The 21,287-nt window shown below is 52.3% G+C and carries 20 protein-coding genes and 1 other annotated feature; of the genes, 1 reads left to right on the top strand and 19 read right to left on the bottom strand.

Annotated elements, in window-relative coordinates; all coding sequences use genetic code 11:
* The first annotated feature begins 74 nt into the window (after positions 1 to 74).
* Entirely contained in the window at positions 75 to 494 is a 420-nt protein-coding gene (locus tag NST23_RS09155; RefSeq protein WP_340963561.1) for a GNAT family N-acetyltransferase, read from the top strand.
* Positions 495 to 580: 86 nt separating this feature from the next.
* Here the strand turns inward: NST23_RS09155 and NST23_RS09150 are convergent, their stop codons facing one another.
* From NST23_RS09150 to NST23_RS09060, 19 genes are all read right to left on the bottom strand, one after another.
* Complete coding sequence (locus NST23_RS09150; RefSeq protein ID WP_122964227.1) at positions 581 to 1,417, bottom strand: M50 family metallopeptidase; 837 nt, start codon at positions 1,415 to 1,417, stop codon at positions 581 to 583.
* On the bottom strand, positions 1,410 to 2,189 hold the full coding sequence (locus tag NST23_RS09145) for a M23 family metallopeptidase (RefSeq protein ID WP_340963559.1): 780 nt from the start codon (positions 2,187 to 2,189) through the stop codon (positions 1,410 to 1,412). Before NST23_RS09145 ends, NST23_RS09150 begins: the two co-directional genes overlap by 8 nt.
* A 159-nt stretch (positions 2,190 to 2,348) precedes the next feature.
* Positions 2,349 to 2,549: a cold-shock protein gene (locus NST23_RS09140; protein ID WP_005832370.1), complete on the bottom strand. Its 201-nt coding sequence runs from the start codon at positions 2,547 to 2,549 to the stop codon at positions 2,349 to 2,351.
* Positions 2,550 to 2,783: 234 nt separating this feature from the next.
* Positions 2,784 to 3,914 (bottom strand): FtsW/RodA/SpoVE family cell cycle protein, encoded by a 1,131-nt coding sequence (locus NST23_RS09135; protein ID WP_122964229.1) that lies wholly within the window; start codon positions 3,912 to 3,914, stop codon positions 2,784 to 2,786.
* A 58-nt stretch (positions 3,915 to 3,972) separates the two neighbouring features.
* Entirely contained in the window at positions 3,973 to 4,767 is a 795-nt protein-coding gene (gene minD, locus NST23_RS09130; RefSeq protein WP_122964230.1) for a septum site-determining protein MinD, read from the bottom strand.
* A 20-nt stretch (positions 4,768 to 4,787) separates the two neighbouring features.
* Positions 4,788 to 5,465: a septum site-determining protein MinC gene (gene minC, locus NST23_RS09125; protein ID WP_122964231.1), complete on the bottom strand. Its 678-nt coding sequence runs from the start codon at positions 5,463 to 5,465 to the stop codon at positions 4,788 to 4,790.
* A gap of 113 nt (positions 5,466 to 5,578) precedes the next feature.
* Positions 5,579 to 8,020, bottom strand: a complete 2,442-nt coding sequence (locus tag NST23_RS09120; protein ID WP_122964232.1) for a peptidoglycan D,D-transpeptidase FtsI family protein — start codon at positions 8,018 to 8,020, stop codon at positions 5,579 to 5,581.
* A gap of 40 nt (positions 8,021 to 8,060) precedes the next feature.
* Positions 8,061 to 8,585 carry a rod shape-determining protein MreD gene (gene mreD / locus NST23_RS09115; RefSeq protein ID WP_281869093.1) on the bottom strand — a complete coding sequence of 175 codons (525 nt, stop codon included), beginning with the start codon at positions 8,583 to 8,585 and terminating at the stop codon, positions 8,061 to 8,063.
* The gene (gene mreC, locus NST23_RS09110) at positions 8,586 to 9,572 is read right to left on the bottom strand and encodes a rod shape-determining protein MreC (protein ID WP_217022415.1); all 987 of its coding nucleotides are present in this window, start codon (positions 9,570 to 9,572) and stop codon (positions 8,586 to 8,588) included. It lies immediately after the preceding gene.
* A 15-nt stretch (positions 9,573 to 9,587) separates the two neighbouring features.
* A complete protein-coding gene (locus NST23_RS09105) occupies positions 9,588 to 10,631 on the bottom strand; it encodes a rod shape-determining protein (protein ID WP_063230168.1) in 1,044 nt (347 codons plus the stop codon).
* 47 nt (positions 10,632 to 10,678) lie between these two features.
* Complete coding sequence (gene radC / locus NST23_RS09100) at positions 10,679 to 11,377, bottom strand: RadC family protein (protein ID WP_173597474.1); 699 nt, start codon at positions 11,375 to 11,377, stop codon at positions 10,679 to 10,681.
* Positions 11,378 to 11,478: 101 nt separating this feature from the next.
* Positions 11,479 to 12,069 carry a Maf family protein gene (locus NST23_RS09095; RefSeq protein ID WP_122964236.1) on the bottom strand — a complete coding sequence of 197 codons (591 nt, stop codon included), beginning with the start codon at positions 12,067 to 12,069 and terminating at the stop codon, positions 11,479 to 11,481.
* A gap of 8 nt (positions 12,070 to 12,077) precedes the next feature.
* Complete coding sequence (locus tag NST23_RS09090; protein WP_229049943.1) at positions 12,078 to 12,206, bottom strand: DUF4321 domain-containing protein; 129 nt, start codon at positions 12,204 to 12,206, stop codon at positions 12,078 to 12,080.
* A 281-nt stretch (positions 12,207 to 12,487) separates the two neighbouring features.
* Entirely contained in the window at positions 12,488 to 13,771 is a 1,284-nt protein-coding gene (locus NST23_RS09085; RefSeq protein WP_122964238.1) for a hypothetical protein, read from the bottom strand.
* Between the two features lie 144 nt (positions 13,772 to 13,915).
* Positions 13,916 to 14,917, bottom strand: a complete 1,002-nt coding sequence (locus NST23_RS09080; protein WP_173597475.1) for a ketoacyl-ACP synthase III — start codon at positions 14,915 to 14,917, stop codon at positions 13,916 to 13,918.
* Between the two features lie 136 nt (positions 14,918 to 15,053).
* On the bottom strand, positions 15,054 to 16,436 hold the full coding sequence (gene murC / locus NST23_RS09075) for a UDP-N-acetylmuramate--L-alanine ligase (RefSeq protein ID WP_122964240.1): 1,383 nt from the start codon (positions 16,434 to 16,436) through the stop codon (positions 15,054 to 15,056).
* A gap of 1 nt (position 16,437) precedes the next feature.
* Positions 16,438 to 17,811: a bifunctional folylpolyglutamate synthase/dihydrofolate synthase gene (locus NST23_RS09070; RefSeq protein WP_173597476.1), complete on the bottom strand. Its 1,374-nt coding sequence runs from the start codon at positions 17,809 to 17,811 to the stop codon at positions 16,438 to 16,440.
* A gap of 43 nt (positions 17,812 to 17,854) precedes the next feature.
* Positions 17,855 to 20,527 (bottom strand): valine--tRNA ligase, encoded by a 2,673-nt coding sequence (locus NST23_RS09065; RefSeq protein WP_173597477.1) that lies wholly within the window; start codon positions 20,525 to 20,527, stop codon positions 17,855 to 17,857.
* A gap of 40 nt (positions 20,528 to 20,567) precedes the next feature.
* Positions 20,568 to 20,814: a binding site (T-box leader), on the bottom strand.
* Positions 20,815 to 20,847: 33 nt separating this feature from the next.
* On the bottom strand, positions 20,848 to 21,198 hold the full coding sequence (locus tag NST23_RS09060) for an STAS domain-containing protein (RefSeq protein WP_063230159.1): 351 nt from the start codon (positions 21,196 to 21,198) through the stop codon (positions 20,848 to 20,850).
* Positions 21,199 to 21,287 lie beyond the last annotated feature (89 nt).

Genomic DNA, 21,287 nt, shown 5'->3' with positions numbered 1-21,287 from the left:
CATACAGGAAGTAATCTATCATAGCCTGCCGTAAAAGAAAAGTCATCGCAGCGGAGTAATCCATCAGACAGCTTGTGCCCGACGATGCCGTCCATTTGCTCAAATGGCTCTCGGACGAGCAGGTTCTCGCTTTTTACGAAGGCCGTGACCGCCCCCATGACGCCGCACTTGTCCAGGAGCATTTTTATTCCACAGACGCTGAAAATGTGACGCGCTGTCTCGTCTGCCATGAAGCGGTCCCTGTCGGCTACCTCCAGTTTTATCCGCTCGATCCTGCGACCAAGGAAGCCTACGGTTACGCCAAAGACACGATCGTCTACGGCATGGATCAGTTTATCGGCGAGCCGGCCTACTGGAATCGCGGGATAGGCGCTGACTTGGTACAGGCTGTAATCCGCTATGTTCACCAGTTGGGAGCAGCGGTCGTTGTCATGGACCCGCAAGAATGGAACAAACGGGCGATCCGCTGCTATGAAAAATGCGGTTTTCGCTAAAAGAAAAAGCTTCCCCGGCACGAGTGGCACGAAGGAAGCTTGCGCGATTGCCTGCTGATGGAGTGGCGCCCATCTCCCGCTGAAAACTAGAGGAGCTTGCCGACAGCAGCATCGTGTTTCTGTTCGAATAACAAGGCGTGCAGCAGCTGCTCCTCTGCCAACAGCCCCGCCCCCTGTACGTAAAAAAGGTGAGAGCGGCCACGCCGCAGCTTGTGGGATACAGCCAATACCGTCTCCTCTGGACGGACGCGGATAGCCTGTACGTTTGTTTCCTCTTGCCTGCGCCCGTACTTTTCCACCAGAAAGCGAAAAAACTGGTACGGAAAGCGGACGAATGCCTGAATGTTCATCGCCAGCAAATACAGCCCGATGATGATCAGGTTGAGCTTCAGATCAAAGCCGGACACTCCGACCAGGATGCCAGCCAAAAGGGTGCTGCCCGTCATGGAGACGATCGCTGCCTGCCGATAAGACAAAAAACAGCACAGCACCCCAAGCACGATCCTCCCGCCATCCAGCGGCCAAATCGGCAGCAGATTGAACAAAGCAATCGTGGCGTTGCTGACGAGAAAAAAACGGGACCAGTCCTCCGTCCAGACACCTGTATACCAAAACAGGTACGATGCCGCCATCATCACTACATTCATGAACGGCCCGGCCAACGCTACGACAATCTCATCCATCGGGTCTGTCGCATAGCTGTTTTCTACTGTCGCCACTCCGCCAAAAGGGAGCAGCTGGACTTCATGCACTCTCCACCCCAACTCCCGAGCCATTGCCACATGTCCCAATTCGTGTATGAGCACGATCACGAACAGCGTAATTACTTCCAAAAAGTGGCCTGTCAGCACAGACACACCGATTACCGCCCAGAAGAGCAGGTGAATGCGAAAGCGTATGTCCAGCCATCCCCCTCTATTCAAACGGGATCACTTCCAGCGGATCGACGAACTCTTCCTCTGCCCTGGCCGCAAAGTACAGGTGACGCTCTTTTCCGTTCACCACCCGCGCTGTGCCGATCACTTGACCGGGTGATAGCACCTCGTCTTTTGTCACTCCGACGCTGTCCAGATTGCCGAGCCACACTTCCCGGCCTTTTGTCAGCCGGATGATCACAGTCGTGCCAAAGCCAGACTGCTCTCCGACGTACGTAACCCACCCGGCCTCCCCGATCTTCACTTGCTCCCCTAAGCCCGTATCCAATACGACCTTGGCGTTTTGCAGTTCAAACGGCTTCACGATTTTCCAGCTTGCCGGCAGCCGCCAGACAGCGACATCTTTGGCTGTGCTGGTTGCAGGAACCGCACTCGGTCCCTGCATCGCAGGCAACAAGGTGGGGATCGGTCCAAAACGCGCCTCGTACCAATCCGCTACGCCAGTGAAATTGAAATCCCGGGTCATGACCTCGCGCGCAGAGTCTTTCCAGTTGGCAGGAATCAAGGACGTCTGGAACAATAAATAGGCCGTTCCCAGCAAAAGAATGGAAGCAAACACTTGCAGCCCCCATTTTTCGTGAGAAGGCGGCTTGTTTTCCTCATCATTTTCCCTGAGGGGAAAATCGTATGGATCAGACTGCACATCAATGGGATCTTTCCAATCATCCACGTAAGGAGAGAAACTGTCTCGTGATTGTGTACGGATTCGCTCCAGTCGCTCCCGCCGTCTTTCTTTTACACGATTTGCTCCACCAAACATGTCCATCCCTCCGCAGGCCAAGCCTTTGTTCCATCTTATGACTTGTCTACCCGCTTTATGCCGTCGTCTCCTCGTGCGTTCTTCGTTGCTCTCGCGTATGGCGAAAATGCAAAAAAGACAGTCTCCCTGTTGAGAGACTGTCTCTGAATCTGTCGAAGTTTACAGTTTAGTTACGCTAGCAGCTTGTGGTCCACGGCTACCTTGAACGATTTCGAACTCAACTTTTTGACCTTCGTCCAGAGATTTGAAACCTTCAGACTGGATCGCGCTGTAGTGAACGAATACGTCGTCTCCACCTTCAACTTGGATGAAACCGTATCCTTTTTCTGCGTTAAACCATTTTACGATACCTTGTTGCATGAAACAAAACCTCCCTGAACATTACGCCCCATGAGGCGAAAGAGTGTAGCGTTAACCCCTTTTTTACAGATAAGCCTTTTGCGTCAAGGAAAAAAGTCGGACAAATTGCGATTGACCAATGGTGACGTCTCTCACAACCGTACGACTCCATAACCAATCATCCAAACCACTATAACTTGTAAAAATGGTTAACTTAGGATGATTTTATCATATACTTTCCGATTTGTCACGCATTTAGTCAAATCGCAACTTATCCTTGCGCATGCCAATATTGAGGACAACCCCGATGATCAAAAAGTTGGTGATCAACGAGCTCCCCCCGTAACTGATAAAGGGCAACGGAATCCCTGTAATCGGCATCAACTGGATCGTCATGCCGATATTCTCAAAAATCTGGAAGGTGAGCATCCCCACCACGCCCGCCACCACGTAGGAGCCGAACGGATCTTTCGCTTCCATCGCGATGCGAATCATGCGGTAAATCAAGGCGAAGAACAAAATCATCAACAGCCCTGCGCCCATGAAGCCGAGCTTTTCGGCAATGACCGTGAAAATAAAATCGCTTTCCCCGACAGGCACCCAGCCAAAGCTCGCCTGTGTCGGCGTGTTAATGCCTTTTCCGAACAGTTGGCCCGAACCAATCGAGATCAGTGCCTGCTTCAACTGAAAGCCTTTTCCCATCGGGTCCAGATCGGGGTCCATCCAAAAGACGACGCGATCCCACTGGTACGGCTTGATGATCTTGAAAAAAACATCTTGCTTGTACTCGTACAAAAGCGTCATCGCCGCAAAAAAGCTGCCGATAATGCCGCCCAAGTACAATACATGCTTCATCCGGATTCCACCGACGATCAGCATGGTAGCAAGCATCCCTGTAAAGACCATCGCTGTTCCCAGGTCTGGCTGCACCAAAATCAAAAGCAAAGGAACGCCTACGAGAGCCGCTACCGGAATCAGCTTGTAAAAATAGTAAAAACGATCCGGGTCCTCCGCCCGTTTGGACATGAAGCGGGCGACCGTCAAAATCGTAAACAGCTTCATCGGTTCTGAAGGCTGGAACAACACAGGCCCCAAGTTATACCAGCTCGTCGTATTGTTGATCGGCGTTGTCTTAAAGACTCCGATCAGCAAAATCAGCCCCAACGTGTACAAGACGTAGGAGAAGTTGTGAAAGAGCCGATAGTCAAAAAGCAATACCCCTCCGAGCACGATAAATCCGATGACGTACCACATCACCTGTCGATGGGCCGTGTCCAATCCGGCAGCTGATCCGGAAATGCCCAAGTAACTGAAGATGCCAAGCCCGGCCAAAATCAAGATAATGGTCCAGTCAATCGATTTTAAATGTCGTTTTTCCAGGTCCATGTTTTTCCTCCTAGAAAACGTGACTCCCCTCTTTAACAGAAGGGGAGCCAAGTATACCCTATTTTAACCCAAAAAATTTGCGCATTTTCGTGAAGACCCCAGCCTTTTCCTCCAGCGGTTGCAGAGGAACGGCTTCTCCGAGCAAGCGGCGCGCCACATTGCGATACGCGATCGACGCACGCGATTCATGATTCATGACAGCAGGCTCGCCCTGATTGGCCGATTTGATGACATGATCATCATCAGGCACGACACCGATCAAGTCAATGGCAAGCAAATCCAAAATATCTTCCACGTCAAGCATGTCGCCGTTTTTTACCATGTGAGAGCGCACGCGATTGATGACGAGCTTTGGCATCCCCACTTTTTCCCGCTCCAAAAGGCCGATAATGCGGTCCGCGTCACGGACAGCCGCCTTTTCTGGAGTTGTTACGACGATGGCCTGATCGGCTCCCGCTACTGCGTTGCGGAAACCTTGCTCGATGCCTGCCGGGCAGTCGATAATCACGTAATCAAATTCACGCTTGAGCTGCGTGATGATTTCCTCCATCTGCTCAGGCGAGACTGCCGATTTGTCCTTTGTCTGAGCAGCAGGCAGCAGGGAAAGGTTCTCGAAGCGCTTGTCCTTGATCAGCGCTTGCGGAAGTCGGCAAGCGCCTTCTGCCACGTCCACCAGATCGTAGATGATCCGGTTCTCAAGACCCATGACCACGTCGAGATTGCGCAAACCGATATCAGTATCTACCATGCACACCTTTTGGCCCAGCAATGCAAGTGCTGTTCCCAAATTCGCGGATGTGGTCGTCTTGCCCACGCCGCCTTTTCCTGAAGTTACGACTATTCCAATACCCACGTCCGTTCCTCCTCTTTCCCTCAACCCTCACGCTTGTTCGCGCCAAGATCCGGGCGTATTCGCGACAAGTAGTTCATTTTTGCTACGAGCATGGTCTCATTGTCCAGATAGGCAAACTCTGTCCCTCCGGAATGATTCGTCCATTCTTCTCCAGGCTTGCTGATCACATCGGCAATCCGCAACTGGGTAGGACTCATGACCGCAGCCGCTATAATCACCTGTGCATCGCCGGAAATACCTGCATGGGCGTATCCACGCAGATGACCTAGCACATAAATGCTTCCTGTACTGCGAACCGTTCCCCCGGGATTGACATCCCCCAATAAAAGCAAATCTCCGTCAAACTCCAATACTTGACCAGAGCGAACGGTGTTTACCTGTATGGAAAAATGGGTTTTTAGGCGTTCAGCAAAAGCTTCCTCCCGTGTGATCACGTCGGCTTCGATCGTGTGAATCACCAGGTTTCCTTTTTGCCGGATAATTTGTGTCAACTGCTCCTGTTGTTCAGGAGTGCAGTAACGTTTCCCCAATTTTATGGATACCCGTATCAGTGGCCCCGACAATATCTGTTGGTGGCTATGCTCTATTTTTTCACGCACATCGGCCAGCAGTTCGTCGAAGGAACAGGCATCATCCATAAAGAAGACGAGACCTTCTTTAGTCCCTTTGATTGTGACCTTGCTTTTCACAGTCGTCACCCGGTTTCACCTCGACCGATACCATTCGCCATACAGAAAGATTTCTCCTGCTCTGCATGAAAAATTTGCCGAATCGGGTCAAATGCTGCTGGGCGAAGGTCTCGTCCCGTTATTTATTTAGAGGAGGGCGGATTTGGAATCGGTACTCCGTTTGTCAAAACTCCCGGATTCAATTCATTGTAAGCTTCCAGCAAACGGCGCGCGATCGGACCAGTCGCATCCGAACTGGATGTCCCGTCCCGCAAACTGTTTGGTGCGACGACGACAAACACGAGCTGAGGCTTCTCATACGGCGCAAAGCCTACAACCAGCGCGTTTTCCGCACTTTTTCCGGTCTGCGCTGTACCGGATTTCGCCGCCACGGCAAACGGCAACCCGTTAAAACGCTGAACCGTACCGCCTGGCTGCGTAACCATGCGCATCCCTTCTTTTACAACCTGGATGTACTTAGGATCGATGTTGACCCGATTCAAAACTTGCGGCTCAATTTGTGCAAGCGTCTGTCCTTTTTGCTTCGGATCGGTCGTGCCTTTGCGTATTTCCTTGACCAGGTGCGGACGCACCCGATACCCGCCATTGGCAATCGTCGAGACATATTGCCCGATCTGTATCGGTGTAAACAAATCGTACTGACCGATCATCGCGTCAGCCAAGTTCCCGTAGTACAGGTTCGGGTTTTCCCAGCCTGTCTTCTCACCCGGCAGGTCGATGCCTGTTTTGACGCCAAGTCCGAACTGGGCATTGTAGTAATCCAGCACGGAAAATTGTTTCTCCCAGCCTTCTTTACCTTTTCTCGCCAAGCGGATCGCCATTTCGTACATGTACGTATTGTTCGAAACTTGCAAAGCGCGGCGCGCGTTGACGATACCGTGTCCGCCAGCCTTCCAGTTGCGCTTGTAAGAAGTACCGACATTCAAGCCCCCACGGTCATTAATCGGTTCGCTTGGCGTCGTCAGCCCTTCCTGCAACGCGATCATGACTGACAACGGCTTGTAAGTAGAGGCAGGAGGGTACGGTGTATAAATGAACCGATTGGACTCGTTCGGCAAAATGAGCGAGGTGTAGTTTTCGTTGAACGCCTTGCGATCGTAGTACAGGTTCAAATCGTAATCCGGGTAGCTGGCCATCGCCAAAATCTCGCCCGTATTCGGATTCATTACCAGGACGTGTGCATCCTTGAACTCTTTTGGTGTAGTAGGCCGCTTTTTAAACGCCTCTACCTCTTCTTTCAGGATCGCTTCCACCTTGCTCTGGTAGCGCCAGTCCATCGCGAGCACGAGGTCGTTGCCCGGCTCCGGCTCTCTTCCCGGCCGCATTTCCTTTTTCACCGTCTCCGAGTTTTTGTTTACGAAGACATCCATGACGCCGTCCTTGCCGCGCAAATATCTCTCATAGGAGCTTTCCAGTCCGGTGACACCAACGCGGTCAATCGCATTGTAGCCTTGCGCCTGATACTCTTTCAGGCTCTCGGGGCGAATCGCGTTGATGTAGCCGAGAAAGTGCGTTCCGAAAGCAGAGCCATCCGGGTCCCGGAAAATTTGCCGGACAGGCTCCAGCACAACGCTAATCCCAGGCAGCTCTGTACGGCGTTCTTCGATTTGAAACATCTCATTGTCTGTGATGTTTACCTTCACACGCCGCGGGATATAGCTCGCCATCTGCGGCGAGCGCATCTCCTGCAAAAGTGAGAGCTTGTGCCATTGAAATTGCCGCTGCTCCGGTTTGAGCGGAAGTTGTACATCCAGTTCAAACAGCGAGGCGTAGCGCAACAGCTCCATGTCGGATTTGTCAGACAGTCCGTTGGGGGCAGGCAGTTTGCGAATTTGCGCCTTCACTTCCTTGCTGAGGGCATCGCGATCTTCCTTGTCCAACGTGAGCGTCAGCTGCATGTTGGCGCTGATCGCCATCTTCAGCAGCTCAAAATCGGAAACGTTGTCTTCCGTCAAGGCTTTCTCTGCGCTCTTGTTGTTGGCATTGAGCTTTTTGATCACGTCTTTTCGCTGCTTGTCATCAAATGGCGAACGTACGCGCAACCCTACATACAGAGCCGTCTTCACCAGCTCGAAATCGGACATGCTGTCCACCGCTTCCTGCTTGGGAACAGCTTGCAGCTTGGCAGCTACTCTGCTTTTCAACGCGTTTGTTTCCTCATTGTTAAAAGCAATCGGCAAAGTGGAGCCCAAGTCGATCGTCTTTTTGAGCAACTCTTTGTCCGTTCCCGTTTTTCCGATATCAGGAATCAGGATTTTCGCGAGTCGGTCAGCGACTTTTTCTTCATCAATGTCTTGTCCTTGCTCCTCGACGTATTGAACAGTGTAAACAGGCTTGTTGGATACGAGCACCTCGCCGTTTTTGTCCATGATTCGTCCGCGCGGAGCAGGAATTGGCAACTCGCGGATACTGAATTTTTCCAGTTCATGCCGATACTGCTCCCCTTCAACCAGTTGGACGAAAGCGAGCCGCAAAATGATCGCAGCAAAAAACAGGAAGACGATCAGAAACAAAATATTAAGACGCACGGGTATGTGCGATTTGGGTTCTTTGGTTTCTTCCACGAGTGATCCTCTCCTTTCCGGGAAATTTCCCGCCTCCATTTCAGTCCATGTGCATTTCCTTTTTGGCGAGTACCTTGTTGCATCCGTTCTTGATCGGCACGTACACAATCAGGCCAAAAACGAGATTCAACAATACACTTGGCAAAATTTGATGAGTGAGAATCCACTGCACATCGTAAGGAGCGACCGAGAACAGACGGTACAGAGAGTACAAGAGCCACTCGTGTCCAAACAAAATCAAAAAGCTTGTCACGAACACCATTCCGATGCCCCTTTGGAACAGCAAGACAATCAAGCCGGCAAAATAGCTGGCAACCATCATCGACATCGTATAAATGCCGATGACTTGTCCAAACAAAACATCCTGCAAAAATCCGAATGCCAACCCGTAGTACAGCCCTTCCCGTCTGCCGAGATACATGGAAATGAAAATACAGCATACGAGCGCGAAGCGAGGGACTGTCATCCATGACAGTCCCCATAGATCAGGTGAGAGGACCTGCATGACTGTCCCTTCCAGAACAAACAAGACCACGACACCCAGTGTCACTAAAAACCTCGCCATCTACTGTCCACCTCCGCCAGTTCCAGTGGAAGGTGTTCCCGTCGAATTGGGCGTTGCCGTTTTTCCTCCTGTCGCAGGCGCCTCTCCAGTTGGCTGCTTCGGAATCAGCTCTCCGTTTGGGGAAATGGTAAAGTCACGCTCTACCACCATCACTTCGCTCAATTGCGAAAAATCTGCGCTTGGCTGTATGTAAGCCGTTTGAGTCAGCCCGTAGTCATCCGGGACGATCCGAACAATATAGCCAAGCGGCAAATTCCGCGGAACGACTCCCCCGCGCCCGGAGGTGATGACTTGTTGCTTCGGTTCGATTTTTTTGCCCCAAGGAATTTTGCGCATGACGAGCAAGCGCTCCTGCGGGTCGTATTCCTCGATGACGCCGCTGATAGGCTCATAAATCGTTTTGCCGTCCACAATTTGTGTGGCTTGAATATCGGCTGAAATGTGATCGCGCCGCTCATAGCTTGTCAACAGTTCAACCGTAGCGGAAAAGTTGGCAACACTTTGTACACGCCCGATCATCCCTTTTGCCGTAATGACCGCCATATCTTTTTTAATGCCGCTCTTCAGCCCCAGATCGATCGTAATCACGTTGTTCCACGTATCGGGATTGCGAGCCACGACTTCCGCAAACAGGAGATTATACGAAGATTTCAGCGTATTTTTCGCTTCCAGGTCTTTGCGCAGCCGTTCATTCTGCGCTTTGAGATCGTGCAACTCTGCTGTCAAACGGGCATAATGATCCAGTCCCGCCTTCAATGCCTTATTTTCCTCATATACACTGTACGCTTCTTCAATTTCCTGAAAAAAGCCAGAAACAGCTTGGGCAGGGCGATAAAACAAGCCCTGCACCACGCTGAACGTATCTTTGAAAAACATTTCTGGCCATGTCAGGTTATCCCGTTCACGAGAAGTGAAGCCAACGACGGAGATTAAGAGGACCAAGCCTACAAGTACAATAATTAGCCGCTTATTCCCGAAAAACGACATGCCCGAAACCTCCGTTTATTTACCCCGTTTTTGTCGGGAAGAGGTGATGCCTTGTTTCGATTTGAACAGGTGGATATTTTCCAATGCCCGACCTGTTCCGATCGCTACGCAATCCAGCGCATTTTCCGCAACGTGCACGGGCATACCTGTTTCCTTGCTGAGCAGACGATCCATGTTGCGCAGAAGCGCGCCACCACCTGTCAACACGATCCCGCGATCCATAATATCTGCCGCAAGTTCCGGCGGACTCTTCTCCAAAGTCACCTTCACGGCTTCGATAATCGCTGCGACTGTCTCTGCCAGGGCTTCGGCAATTTCCGTGCTGCTGACAGAGAGCGTCTTAGGCAAGCCTGTTACGAGGTCGCGACCGCGAATATCGACGTTCTCCGGTTCTTCCGGTGCGATGGCGGAGCCAATCTCCAGCTTCAAGGTCTCTGCTGTGCGCTCCCCGATCATCAGGTTGTAGCGACGCTTGATGTACTGGATGATCGCCTCGTCCATCTCATCTCCAGCCACGCGGATGGAACGGGAAGTAACAATCCCGCCCAAAGAAATGATCGCTACTTCTGTCGTACCCCCACCGATGTCGACAACCATGCTTCCGGTAGGCTCCCAAACAGGCAGATCAGCTCCGATAGCCGCTGCGAACGGTTCTTCAATCGTGTAAGCCTCGCGCGCACCAGCCTGCTTCGTCGCATCCTCAACGGCGCGCTTCTCTACAGCGGTAATGCCAGAAGGCACACAAACCATTACATTCGGGCGACGGCTGAACAGGCCCTGGTTTTTTTGAGCCTGATTAATGAAATAACGCATCATCGTTGCTGTCGTGTCAAAATCTGCGATCACTCCGTCCTTCATCGGACGAACAGCCACGATGTTTCCAGGTGTACGGCCGATCATGCTTTTGGCCGCATTTCCCACCGCTTCAATAGAATTGTTGTTCGTGCGAATCGCTACTACAGAAGGTTCACGCACGACAATTCCTTTTCCCTTGACGAAAACAAGTGTATTGGCAGTGCCGAGGTCAATCCCCAAGTCACGTGTAAATCCACCAAACATAAAAAAACTCCTTCCAATAATATACAAATGACAAGCATTATTAACTCCTACAAGTACCCTTGCTCTTTTAAGCTGACGTACCTGCCATCCCCGATAATCACATGATCCAACAATGAAATCCCTACCAGTTCGCCCGCTTCACGCAATGTGTGCGTAATCGCGATATCTTCCCTGCTAGGTGTCGGATCTCCACTCGGATGGTTATGTAGGCAAATCACCGATGCGCTGCTACGACGGATCGCTTCTTTAAAGACTTCTCTAGGGTGTACGATGGAAGCGTCCAGACTGCCTACAAAAATAGTCTGCTTGCCAATCACGTGGTTCTTCGTATTTAGAAAGAGGCAGACAAAGTGCTCCTGTGTCAGATGAGCAAGCTCAGGCGACATCAGGTCAGCTACATCGCGCGGCAAACGGATGGAGGCACGGCTTATCCGCGGTACGCCCACCAAGCGGCGTCCGAGTTCAAAAGCGGCATGCAGTTCAACCGCTTTTACCTGGCCGATCCCCTTCAGTTCTCTCAGCTCAGCGTGAGAGGCTTGCGCCAATCCACGCAAGTCACCAAATTTGGCTAACAAGCGCTGCGCCAACTGATAGGCTGTCTCCCGCTCGCTGCCTGTCCTCAGCAAAATGGCAAGAAGTTCTGTATCAGACAGATGGACCGCTCCTTCGCGAAGCAGTCGTTCACGTGGACGGTCATAGTAAGGGACGTTTTTGACGTCTGTTTTGTTACAGGTATTTGCTGCCATTTTTCGCCGCCTCCAGCCTCTTTCAAATTCGTCAACGGCTGACTCTGATGAAGGTCATGGGGCGGTTGGCCGTTGTCACTTTTCAATAAAGCGAAACAACTTTACAAAATGGACATCCCGAAACGCGCAAGCAGATTGGAGGTCAAGCACAGCGGCAATCCGACTACCGTAAAGTAATCTCCGGTGATCCCCTCCACAATCGTGGCTCCGATTCCTTGAATCGCATAGGAGCCTGCCTTGTCCATCGGCTCCTTCGTTGCAATGTACGACTTGATCTCTGCTTCGCTCAACGGGCGAATTTTCACTTGGGTATGGCTATGCGCCACCTCAGAGCGTCCAATCGCTGCGTCAATCAGGGCCACTCCGCTGTAAACGGTATGTTCTCGCCCCTGAAGCATGGACAGCATGCGAAACGCGTCCGCTTCGTCTTCTGGCTTGCCCAGTATTTGTCCATCCAGGACGACAATCGTGTCGGACCCGAGAACGACGCCTTCTGTCAAGCGATCGGCCACTGCATTTGCCTTGCGCAGAGACAGTTCTTCCACTACTTCTTTTGGAGACAAGCCTGGCGCAGTCGTCTCGTCGACATCGCTCGTCATTACCGTAAACGGAATCCCCAGCGCCTGCAACAGCTCTCTGCGGCGAGGCGATGATGAAGCAAGAATGAGAGTATCCTGTTTTTTCGTCGTCATTTTTCAACCTACTTTATCCGTCGATGTATCCAAAACGCGAGGGCAAGTCCCCCGATACTGGCTAGATTTAGTTTTACCTGAAAGTTCAGGTCGTACTTCAAAATTTCTAAATCTGCCGCAGGTGACCATGTGATCATCTTGCTTTTGGTCAAAAAAGGCACCCAGGGACCGAGAATTTCCCCGACGATGCTGCCAAACAGTAGACCACTTACCAGTAGAAACACGAGTGTAAGCGTTTCTTTCCCCATTCCTTTTCCCAACTCCCTTTTTAGAAGGGATTCTCTTTTTGCCAACCATAAGTTTAGCAAATGGGAAGGGGTGAAACAATCCCTGATTGCTCTTGGTAGTTACTGTATAAAAAGAAAAGGCCTCCTGCAAGAAATCTTGCGAAAGCCTGATCGCCACCTCATCGTTTCTCTCAACGCGCCAATTGCACCCAGCTCGCGTAGTTTTCCAAATAACCGAGCACGCCCGCCTGCACTTGCCACGCATACGATTCGGCGCTTTCTCCTTTTTTTCCCGCACTCGCTTCCGCCATCTTGTCGCGGGCTGCCAGTGCCTGATTGATCCCGTTTACCATTCCTTCAAAAAGCGGCTTCCACGCAGTCTGCACCTGAATCAGTCGGCTGTCCTCCAAAAATTGGCGATGCCACTCTTTCAAATCGGCTGTTTCCTGCGGAGTAGCAGACAGCTGTCCCGACGTAATGATCATTCCCGATTGCGCCGAAAGCGTCTTGGCGAGCTTCACGCCGTTGTCAAAAAACGCCTGCACTTTCTGCCCTTCTGCATCAGCAGCAGATTTGCTTACCGGGACTGCTCCCTGAAAAGCGGGAAACGCAAATTCTTTGACGTATACATCCATTCCTTTGTTTTTCAAACTGCTGGCAAAGCCCAGTACGGCGTCTCTGGTGGGGGCAGCAGCAGCGAACATATACTGTTTGCCTCCGTCTGTATCTTTGTACAGCAGGTGCGGAATCCCCGCCTTGGCCAGCGGCTCCACTGCGGATTGCTTGGAGGCGTCCGGTTGGAAGACACCTGCCTGTGCGACGAACATGCTGATTTGCGGCACCTGTAACGAAACATCGCGCTGTTCGCCAGCAGGCGCATTCTCGCCAGACGTTTTTGCACCTGTACCTGCCTCCTCAGACGAAGCAGGCGGCTTCTGCTCCTCGCTCGAATCGCTTTCGGTGTCTTGGGCCGTCAACGTTTGCACGGTATCGCTCAACACACTTCCATACGATTGCGAAAATTGTTCCTGCGAAAAAATGTTCAGCACCAAAAATCCGAAAAGAAGTCCGATTGCGACAGCCCCGCCCGTCGTCAAAGCCGTGCGCCAGATCGGTGCCTTGGGCCAGAACGACAGGAGCCGTTTGGCAGGCGTGTGACTGTAGCTGCCGTATGTTTCTGTTGTTTCTGTAACCTCTTCCTGCCACGGGATCTCTTCCGATGACTCGACTGCAATTGGCGTCACATCCCTGCTCGTCTCCCGCTGGGCTGCGCCTCTGAGCTGCATCATTCGTTCCCAGGCGTCGTTTTCCTTTTTCTGTGGCGGAATCACGGTTGGACCCTGAATTTTCACACGCGGCGTGTCGTCTTTTGGCGTACGTTTTGCGCTTGCTTCCTGCTTTTGTGTCTCGCGTTTTTCGTCCCAAAACCTTCCATTCATCTTGACGGTTACATGATTTTTCTTTTCTCCGTTCACGCTCATGCCCTCCCAGCTTGCAGGCTCTTTGTACTAGCTTACGTCTGGGCGGGACGGGTTATGACTATGATCTAGCAAATCTAGCAAATTCTCTAGCAGTTTAAAATCTAGCTCTTTCCAAAAAGCGGAAAAGCTGCTCGGCAGTTACGCCTTTTTCGGGTCCCAGGTCAGCAACAGCCCGGCGTGGACAAGCCCTCCGCCAAATCCGTACAGCAAAATTTTGTCTCCCGCTTTTACCTTGCCCTCCTGAATGCCAAGCCCGAGCGCCAGCGGAATGGTAGCCGCCGATGTATTGCCGTAATAGGACAGACTGTACAACGTTTTCTCGATCGGAAAGCCGCTGCGCTCGCAAATCGATTCGATCATGCGCAGATTGGCGCTGTGCGGAATGAACCAGTCCACCTCATCCAGCGTGATTCCCGCGCGGTCAACGACGGCTTGCATGCCGACTGGCACTGTCGTGACTGCCCACTTGTACACTTCCCTGCCGTTTTGGACGATGCAGCCCCCGCCCGTCAGTTGTTTGCCATCCATGTTTGTCGACAGCCCGGAGCGGTACACGTGGATTCCGCCATCTCCTTTGGAGCCTAAATAAGCTGCATGGAAACCGGGAGCCTCCTCGTCCGCCTCCACGAGGACAGCGCCTGCACCGTCGCCAAACAGGATGCAAGTCGTCCGGTCAGTGTAATCCGTCACTTTGGTCAATGTTTCGGCAGCTACTACCAGCACTTTGCGATGCAGTCCGGAGCTGATCATGGCATTCGCTGTGTGCAGTGCATAAGTAAAGCCTGCGCACGTAGCGGCAAGATCCATGGCCCCCGCCTGTGCGATGCCAAAATGAGCCTGGATTTGGCTCGCCACGCTGGGGAACGGATAGTCCGGGGTGCTGGTCGCAACCAGAATCAGATCGACGTCCGTCAGCTCTTTTTGATAGGTGTCCGCCATATTTTGCACAGCGGCGATCGCCAAGTCGCTCGTAAATTCATCGTCTGCCGCCATTCGCCGCTCATGTATTCCGGTGCGCTGCAAAATCCACTCGTCCGAAGTCTCGACCATTTTTTCCAGATCGGCATTGCGAAGCACACGGCTTGGCACATAAGTTCCAATCGCTGTGAGACGGGATGGTACAACACTTGTGTTCATCATATCGAATCATCACCTCGGTTTATTATAACCACATCATAACACTAGATATTATTATCTGGTACTAATTTTTATGTTTTTGTCCACAAAAAAAAGACCTGGCTCTTTGCGAAACCAGGTCTTTCACTGCGTATGCTTCTTATTTTTCCAGCTTTTCCGCCAACCAGTAGGCAGACTTCCAAATATCTCCCGCTCCCATGGTCAGCACCAGGTCACCTGCTTGCAATTCCTTGAACAGTTTTTCCTGCATCTGTTCCTTGGTCGGAATGTATTGCGCGCGCGGGTGGCTGTTGGTCCTGATTTTTTGGACGAGCACCTCGGAAGTTACCCCTTCGATTTTGGCTTCTCCGGCCGGAGAGTAGATGTCTGTGACAATTACTTCATCAGCCTGGGCAAAAGCGCGACTGAACTCATCCATGAGGAAGTACGTTCGCGTGTAGCGCTGCGGCTGGAACACCGCAATGACTCGACGGCCGGATGCTTTCGCCCCATTCAGTGTCGCGATGATCTCTGTCGGATGGTGCGCATAGTCATCGACTACCAAAATGTCGCGCGCTTCCCCGATGATCTGGAACCGCCGCTTCGCCCCGCGAAAAGATGTCAAAGCTCCTGCGATCTGCTCAAACGAAAGCCCGGCGTCCAGGCAGACGATGATGGCAGCGAGCGCATTGGCGATATTGTGTTTGCCCGGTACGGTAAGCGAGAGCGTGCCGAGCAGCTTTTCCTGGTGGTACACCTGGCATGTGCTGCAGCGATCTCCGCACTCGATTGCCTCGGCACGAAACTCGGCTTGCGTTGCAAACGACGGATCAATTGCATACGTTACCACTGTACCTGCAACGGAAGGCAGCACCTCGCGCACATGCGCGTCGTCGATGCACAAAATGGCTTTGCCGCCCGGCTTGAGATGGCTCAAAAACTGGACGTACGCCTTTTTCAAATTGTTGAAATCGCCACCGAAGTGCTCCAGGTGATCCGGTTCGATGCTGGTCACAATCTCGTACATTGGTCGATATTCCAGAAAAGAACCGTCGCTTTCATCCGCTTCCGCAATGACAAAATCACTCGTGCCAGCCTTGGCATTCGTGCCTGCGTTCATCAGCTCGCCGCCGATAATAAAGGTCGGATCGACGCCGCACTCTTCCAGTACATGCGAAATCATGGACGTCGTAGTCGTTTTCCCGTGCGCGCCTGCAACAGCTACGCCTGTTCGTTCATTTAAAATCTGGGCAAGCATTTGGGAGCGGTGCATGACCGGAATCCCCAGCGCTTCCGCAGCGACTACCTCCGGATTGTCCGGGGATATGCTGGTAGAGTAAACAATACTGTCTGCTCCCTCTACATGGGCAGCATTGTGGCCAATATGAACGACCGCCCCTCTCGCTTCCAGCTTCTTCGCCAAATCGTTCATGGCGACATCGGAGCCGGTTACCTTGTATCCAAGGTCGATCAAGACGCGGGCAATGGCACTCATGCCATATCCGCCGATGCCCACAAAGTGGACGTGCCTAGCCTGATCCACCCTATTCACCTGCCTCTTCTACTGTAGTGGGAAAGAATGCGCGCACTTGGGCGATGAAGTAGAGCGAACCGCAGACGACCAGCCAGTCATCCGCTTTCGCTGATTGCTTCTCCCGCATCCAAGAAAGGAGAAACGTTTGCCAGTCCGGGACGGCTTCGAGGTTTTCCTCTGCCCATCCACCTTGCAAAAACGCCTCGCGCAGCGTGCTTGCATCTGCTGCACGCGGAAAGTCAAATTCCGTTACGTATAAGGATTGGATTCGCTCCTTGAGGGGAGCGAGTGCTTTCGCCATCTCGGATAGCGGTTTATCAGCCAAGCCGGAAAAGAGCAGGTGCAGACCCGCATCGTTCGGCAAAAGCCGCTCCAGACTTTTGACCAGCGCTTCCATTCCCTCCTGATTGTGCGCCCCGTCCAAGATCACAAGCGGTCTTGGCGAGACGACTTCTAGACGACCAGGCCAGCGTGTTTGTTGCAAGCCACGCGATATTTCTTCTTCTTCCAGCAAGAACGAAAAATAGTTGCGCAAGACATCAATGGTCATCAGAGCAATCGCTGCATTCGTCGTCTGGTGAATGCCGTTCATCGTCAAACGATAGATAGATTCATCGCGCCGATGGATGCTGCCGTAGCGGAAACGCTGCTGTCCCAGCTCTTCTTCTACCTGTTCGGCAAAAAAATGCTCGTGCAGGCTGTACAGCGTGCTTCGCGTCTCGCGAGCCCGCTCCTTGAACACAGCGAGAATTTCCTCTCGTGTCTCGCCAGTGATAACAGGCACGCCCGGCTTGATGATGCCAGCTTTTTCACGGGCGATGTCCTGCAGCGTATCGCCCAAAACTTGTGTATGATCCATGCCGATATTCGTGATGACAGAAACGAGCGGCAGGACGACATTGGTCGAATCGAGCCGACCCCCAAGCCCTGTTTCCCATACGACGACAGCTGGTCTCGCCACTCTCGAAAAATAGAGAATGGCGATCAGCGTAATGACTTCAAATTCGGTAGGCGAGCCAAAATCCGTCTCCTGCTCGCAGCGCTCGCTCAAGACTTTCACTTCATTCACCAGCGAGAGCAGATCAGCCTCGCTGATCATGCTCCCGTTGTAGCGAATGCGCTCGCGGAAATCTAGCAAATACGGCGAAGTGAACGTCCCGACACTGTAACCCGCCTCCATCAGCATTTGCGTCAGGAATGCGCATGTCGAGCCTTTTCCGTTGGTGCCTGCCACATGAATAAACGGGATTCTCCGTTCCGGATGACCCAGTTGCTCAAGTACCCACTGCATTCTCTCAAGCCCCGGCCGCTGGCCGAAGCGAAGCAGTCCATGCAGCCAGTCGAGCGCTTCTTTGTATTCAACAAATGATGCTTCTGCATGCATACTACAATGCTCCATTCTCAAAAATATGCGTTGGTACGGCGGATCATTCGCCTTTCAGTTCGGCAAGTCGCGCAATGACCTTATCGCGCTTCTCCATGTAGTCGGCCATCTTCGCCTTTTCCTCTTCCACTACTTTTTCCGGCGCTTTCGCCATGAAGCCAGCGTTGTTCAGCTTTTTCTCGATTCGCTCCACTTCACCGTTCAAGGTAGCCACCTCTTTGTCGAGACGCTTCAGCTCCTGCTCGATGTCAATCAGCCCAGCCAGCGGCAAGAACAGCTCTGCTCCTGTCACAACCGCAGACATTGCCTTCTCCGGCGTCGCCAGGTCCTGACTGATCGTCAATGTCTCCGGGTTGCAGAAACGCGCGATATACTCCTCGCCGCGAGCCAGACGCTCTGCCGAGATCGCATCGCTCGGCTTGATCATCAGCTCGATTTTCTTGGACATCGGCACGTTTACTTCCGCACGGATGTTGCGCACGCTGCGGATAATTTCCATCAGCAAGTTCATTTCGCCCTCTGCCTCAGCGAAAATCCACTGCTCATTGACCGCAGGCCAAGGAGCTACGGTAATGCTCTCGCCTTGGTGCGGCAACGCCTGCCAAATTTCCTCAGTGATGAATGGCATGAACGGGTGCAGCAGTTTGAGTGTTTGATCCAGCACGGTAACGAGTACCGATTGGGTCGTTTTCTTCGCTGCTTCGTCGTTTCCGTAGAGCGGCAGCTTCGCCATCTCGATGTACCAGTCGCACAGGTCATCCCAGATGAAGTTGTACAGCACGCGGCCCGCTTCGCCAAACTCAAATGCGTCGGACAGGCGCGTCACGTCAGCGATCGTCGCTTGCAGACGGGAGAGAATCCACTTGTCTGGCGTCGACAGCTCGCCGCTGAGATCAATATCGTCGTAAGTGAATCCGGTCAAGTTCATCAGGGCAAAACGCGAGGCGTTCCAAATCTTGTTCGCGAAGTTGCGGTTTGCCTCCACCTTTTCCCAGTAAAAGCGTTGGTCGTTCCCTGGCGAGTTTCCTGTTGCCAGTGTGAAACGCAGAGCGTCCGCGCCGTATTTTTCGATCACTTCCATCGGATCGACACCGTTTCCGAGCGACTTGGACATTTTGCGGCCTTCGGAGTCGCGGATAATGCCGTGAATCAGCACGGATTCAAACGGACTTTTTCCGGTAAATTCAAGACCGGAGAACATCATGCGCGCTACCCAGAAGAAAATGATGTCATATCCGGTAACCAGTACATTGGTCGGGTAGAAATACTTCATGTCCTCGGATTCTTCCGGCCAGCCGAGCGTGGAGAACGGCCACAGACCAGACGAGAACCACGTATCGAGAACGTCGTTGTCTTGCTCCAGCTTGTGGCTGTGGCAGCTCGGACATTCGCTTACATCGTCACGAGATACGACGGTTTCCCCGCAATCTGCGCAATACCAGGCAGGAATGCGGTGACCCCACCAGAGCTGGCGGGAAATGCACCAGTCGCGAATGTTTTCGATCCAGCGCAAGTAGTTCGTTTTGAAGCGCTCCGGAACGAACTTGACGCTTTCTTCGCTGTTGGAGTTGGCAAGCGCCAGGTCAGCCAATGGCTGCATTTTTACAAACCACTGGGTAGACAGGTACGGTTCCACGACAGCATCGCTGCGCTCACTGTGACCTACCTGGTGAATGTGCTCCTCTACCTTGAACATTACGCCTTGCTCTGTCAAATCTTTAATGATTTGCTTGCGGCACGCAAAACGGTCCAGACCTTTGTAAATGCCTGCCTGTTCGTTCATCGTTCCGGTTTCGTCCATGACGACGATTTGCGGCAACTGATGGCGAAGTCCCAGTTCAAAGTCGTTCGGATCGTGCGCAGGCGTGATTTTTACCGCGCCGGAACCGAACTCGGGATCGACATACGTGTCTGCTACGATCGGGATTTCCCGGCCGACAATCGGCAAAATGACCATTTTTCCGATCAAATGCTTGTAGCGCTCGTCTTCCGGATGGACAGCGACTGCCGTATCACCGAGCATCGTTTCCGGACGAGTGGTCGCTACTTCGATGTAGCCAGTACCGTCAGCCAGCGGATAACGCATGTGGTGAAGCGCGCCTTTTACTTCTTTGTAAATAACTTCGATATCGGACAGAGCCGTACGGGCAGCCGGGTCCCAGTTGATGATGCGGTTGCCGCGGTAGATCAGCCCTTTTTCGTACAGGCGGACGAATACTTCGCGCACCGCTTTGGACAAGCCTTCATCCATCGTGAAACGCTCGCGGGAGTAATCCAGGGCAAGACCGAGCTTTTCCCACTGCTCGCGAATGTGCGAAGCGTAAATATGCTTCCATTCCCATACTTTTTCGATGAACTTGTCACGGCCGAGGTCGTGGCGGGAGATTCCTTCTTCGCGCAAAGTCGCTTCTACACGGGCTTGTGTGGCGATCCCTGCGTGGTCCATCCCTGGCAAGAACAGCGTGCTGTACCCTTGCATCCGTTTGGCGCGCGTGATGATATCTTGAAGCGTCGTATCAAGCGCGTGGCCCAAATGCAGCTTGCCTGTTACGTTCGGAGGCGGGATGACGATCGTGAACGGACGCTTCGCCGGGTCGCGTTCCGCCTTGAAAAACTGCTTTTCGATCCAGTACGGATACCATTTGCTCTCTGCTGCCTTCGGATCGTAGTTCTTCGGCAGCAATTGGTCGATGTCGGTTGTTGGCTGATTTGACATAGTTAGGTCCTCCTCTAGAAAAAATAAAAAAACCCTTCATCCAAAGGACGAAAGGATTTCATTTCGCGGTACCACCTTTGTTAACAGACGACAGGCAAAACTGCCCATCGCAAGTTCCCTCAAACAAGATAACGGCTGCGAACCGCTTTCGGCTAGACACATCGTGTTCACCAAAAACAACTCCCGGGCGACCTTCAGTCCATTGTCTCCTTAGAGAATCTTCCAGCAACTGATTCTCCTCTCTGTAAAAGGGCTCCTGACCTACTCTTCCCGATCATCATTGATACGATATGTAGTTGTGGGATCATTGCCTTTGCTTATTATATACAATCACGCTGTTTGGCGTCAAACCCGGTTTCGCCTACTTTTCCGACCGTAATGCCCAGCGCCTCGGTAAAGCCCAGTACACTTAAAATGTCCAAAATTTCTTCCCGGACATTGACAATCTCTACCTGTTTGCCAGAGGCAAGCAATTCTTTCGTTGTGAAATACAGACTGCCAATACCGGAAGAATCTACAAAGGATACACCATGAAAATCGACAGTCACGGAATGGTTTCGCCCTCCGTATTGCTGGAGCAGTTCACCCACTCGATCTCCCACCGCCATGTCCAGCTCTCCAGCGAAAAACAGCGTCGCCTGTCCGTTCGTCTCTGTTGCTCGGTAGTCCATGCTCAAACTCCTCTCAATAGGTATCGGTACACCTGATTCTTTTCTCTCTCTCATGTTACCCGGTTCACTCCACTTGCAAACATTTGGTA

This window comes from Brevibacillus sp. FSL K6-0770 (assembly GCF_038000275.1).
Classification (GTDB): domain Bacteria; phylum Bacillota; class Bacilli; order Brevibacillales; family Brevibacillaceae; genus Brevibacillus; species Brevibacillus parabrevis.
Note: the sequence above shows the minus strand (reverse complement) of the source record. Positions and strands in the feature narration are given on the sequence as shown.

Excerpts from the sequence above, each read along its gene's own strand:
- NST23_RS09145 (WP_340963559.1), bottom strand. The coding sequence starts at position 2,189 with ATGTTTGGTGGAGCAAATCGTGTAAAAGAAAGACGGCGGGAGCGACTG.
- NST23_RS09140 (WP_005832370.1), bottom strand. The coding sequence starts at position 2,549 with ATGCAACAAGGTATCGTAAAATGGTTTAACGCAGAAAAAGGATACGGT.
- NST23_RS09135 (WP_122964229.1), bottom strand. The coding sequence starts at position 3,914 with ATGGACCTGGAAAAACGACATTTAAAATCGATTGACTGGACCATTATC.
- mreD (WP_281869093.1), bottom strand. The coding sequence starts at position 8,585 with ATGGCGAGGTTTTTAGTGACACTGGGTGTCGTGGTCTTGTTTGTTCTG.
- mreC (WP_217022415.1), bottom strand. The coding sequence starts at position 9,572 with ATGTCGTTTTTCGGGAATAAGCGGCTAATTATTGTACTTGTAGGCTTG.
- NST23_RS09105 (WP_063230168.1), bottom strand. The coding sequence starts at position 10,631 with ATGTTTGGTGGATTTACACGTGACTTGGGGATTGACCTCGGCACTGCC.
- radC (WP_173597474.1), bottom strand. The coding sequence starts at position 11,377 with ATGGCAGCAAATACCTGTAACAAAACAGACGTCAAAAACGTCCCTTAC.
- NST23_RS09095 (WP_122964236.1), bottom strand. The coding sequence starts at position 12,069 with ATGACGACGAAAAAACAGGATACTCTCATTCTTGCTTCATCATCGCCT.
- NST23_RS09090 (WP_229049943.1), bottom strand. The coding sequence starts at position 12,206 with ATGATCACATGGTCACCTGCGGCAGATTTAGAAATTTTGAAGTACGAC.
- NST23_RS09080 (WP_173597475.1), bottom strand. The coding sequence starts at position 14,917 with ATGATGAACACAAGTGTTGTACCATCCCGTCTCACAGCGATTGGAACT.
- NST23_RS09070 (WP_173597476.1), bottom strand. The coding sequence starts at position 17,811 with ATGCATGCAGAAGCATCATTTGTTGAATACAAAGAAGCGCTCGACTGG.
- NST23_RS09065 (WP_173597477.1), bottom strand. The coding sequence starts at position 20,527 with ATGTCAAATCAGCCAACAACCGACATCGACCAATTGCTGCCGAAGAAC.
- NST23_RS09060 (WP_063230159.1), bottom strand. The coding sequence starts at position 21,198 with ATGGACTACCGAGCAACAGAGACGAACGGACAGGCGACGCTGTTTTTC.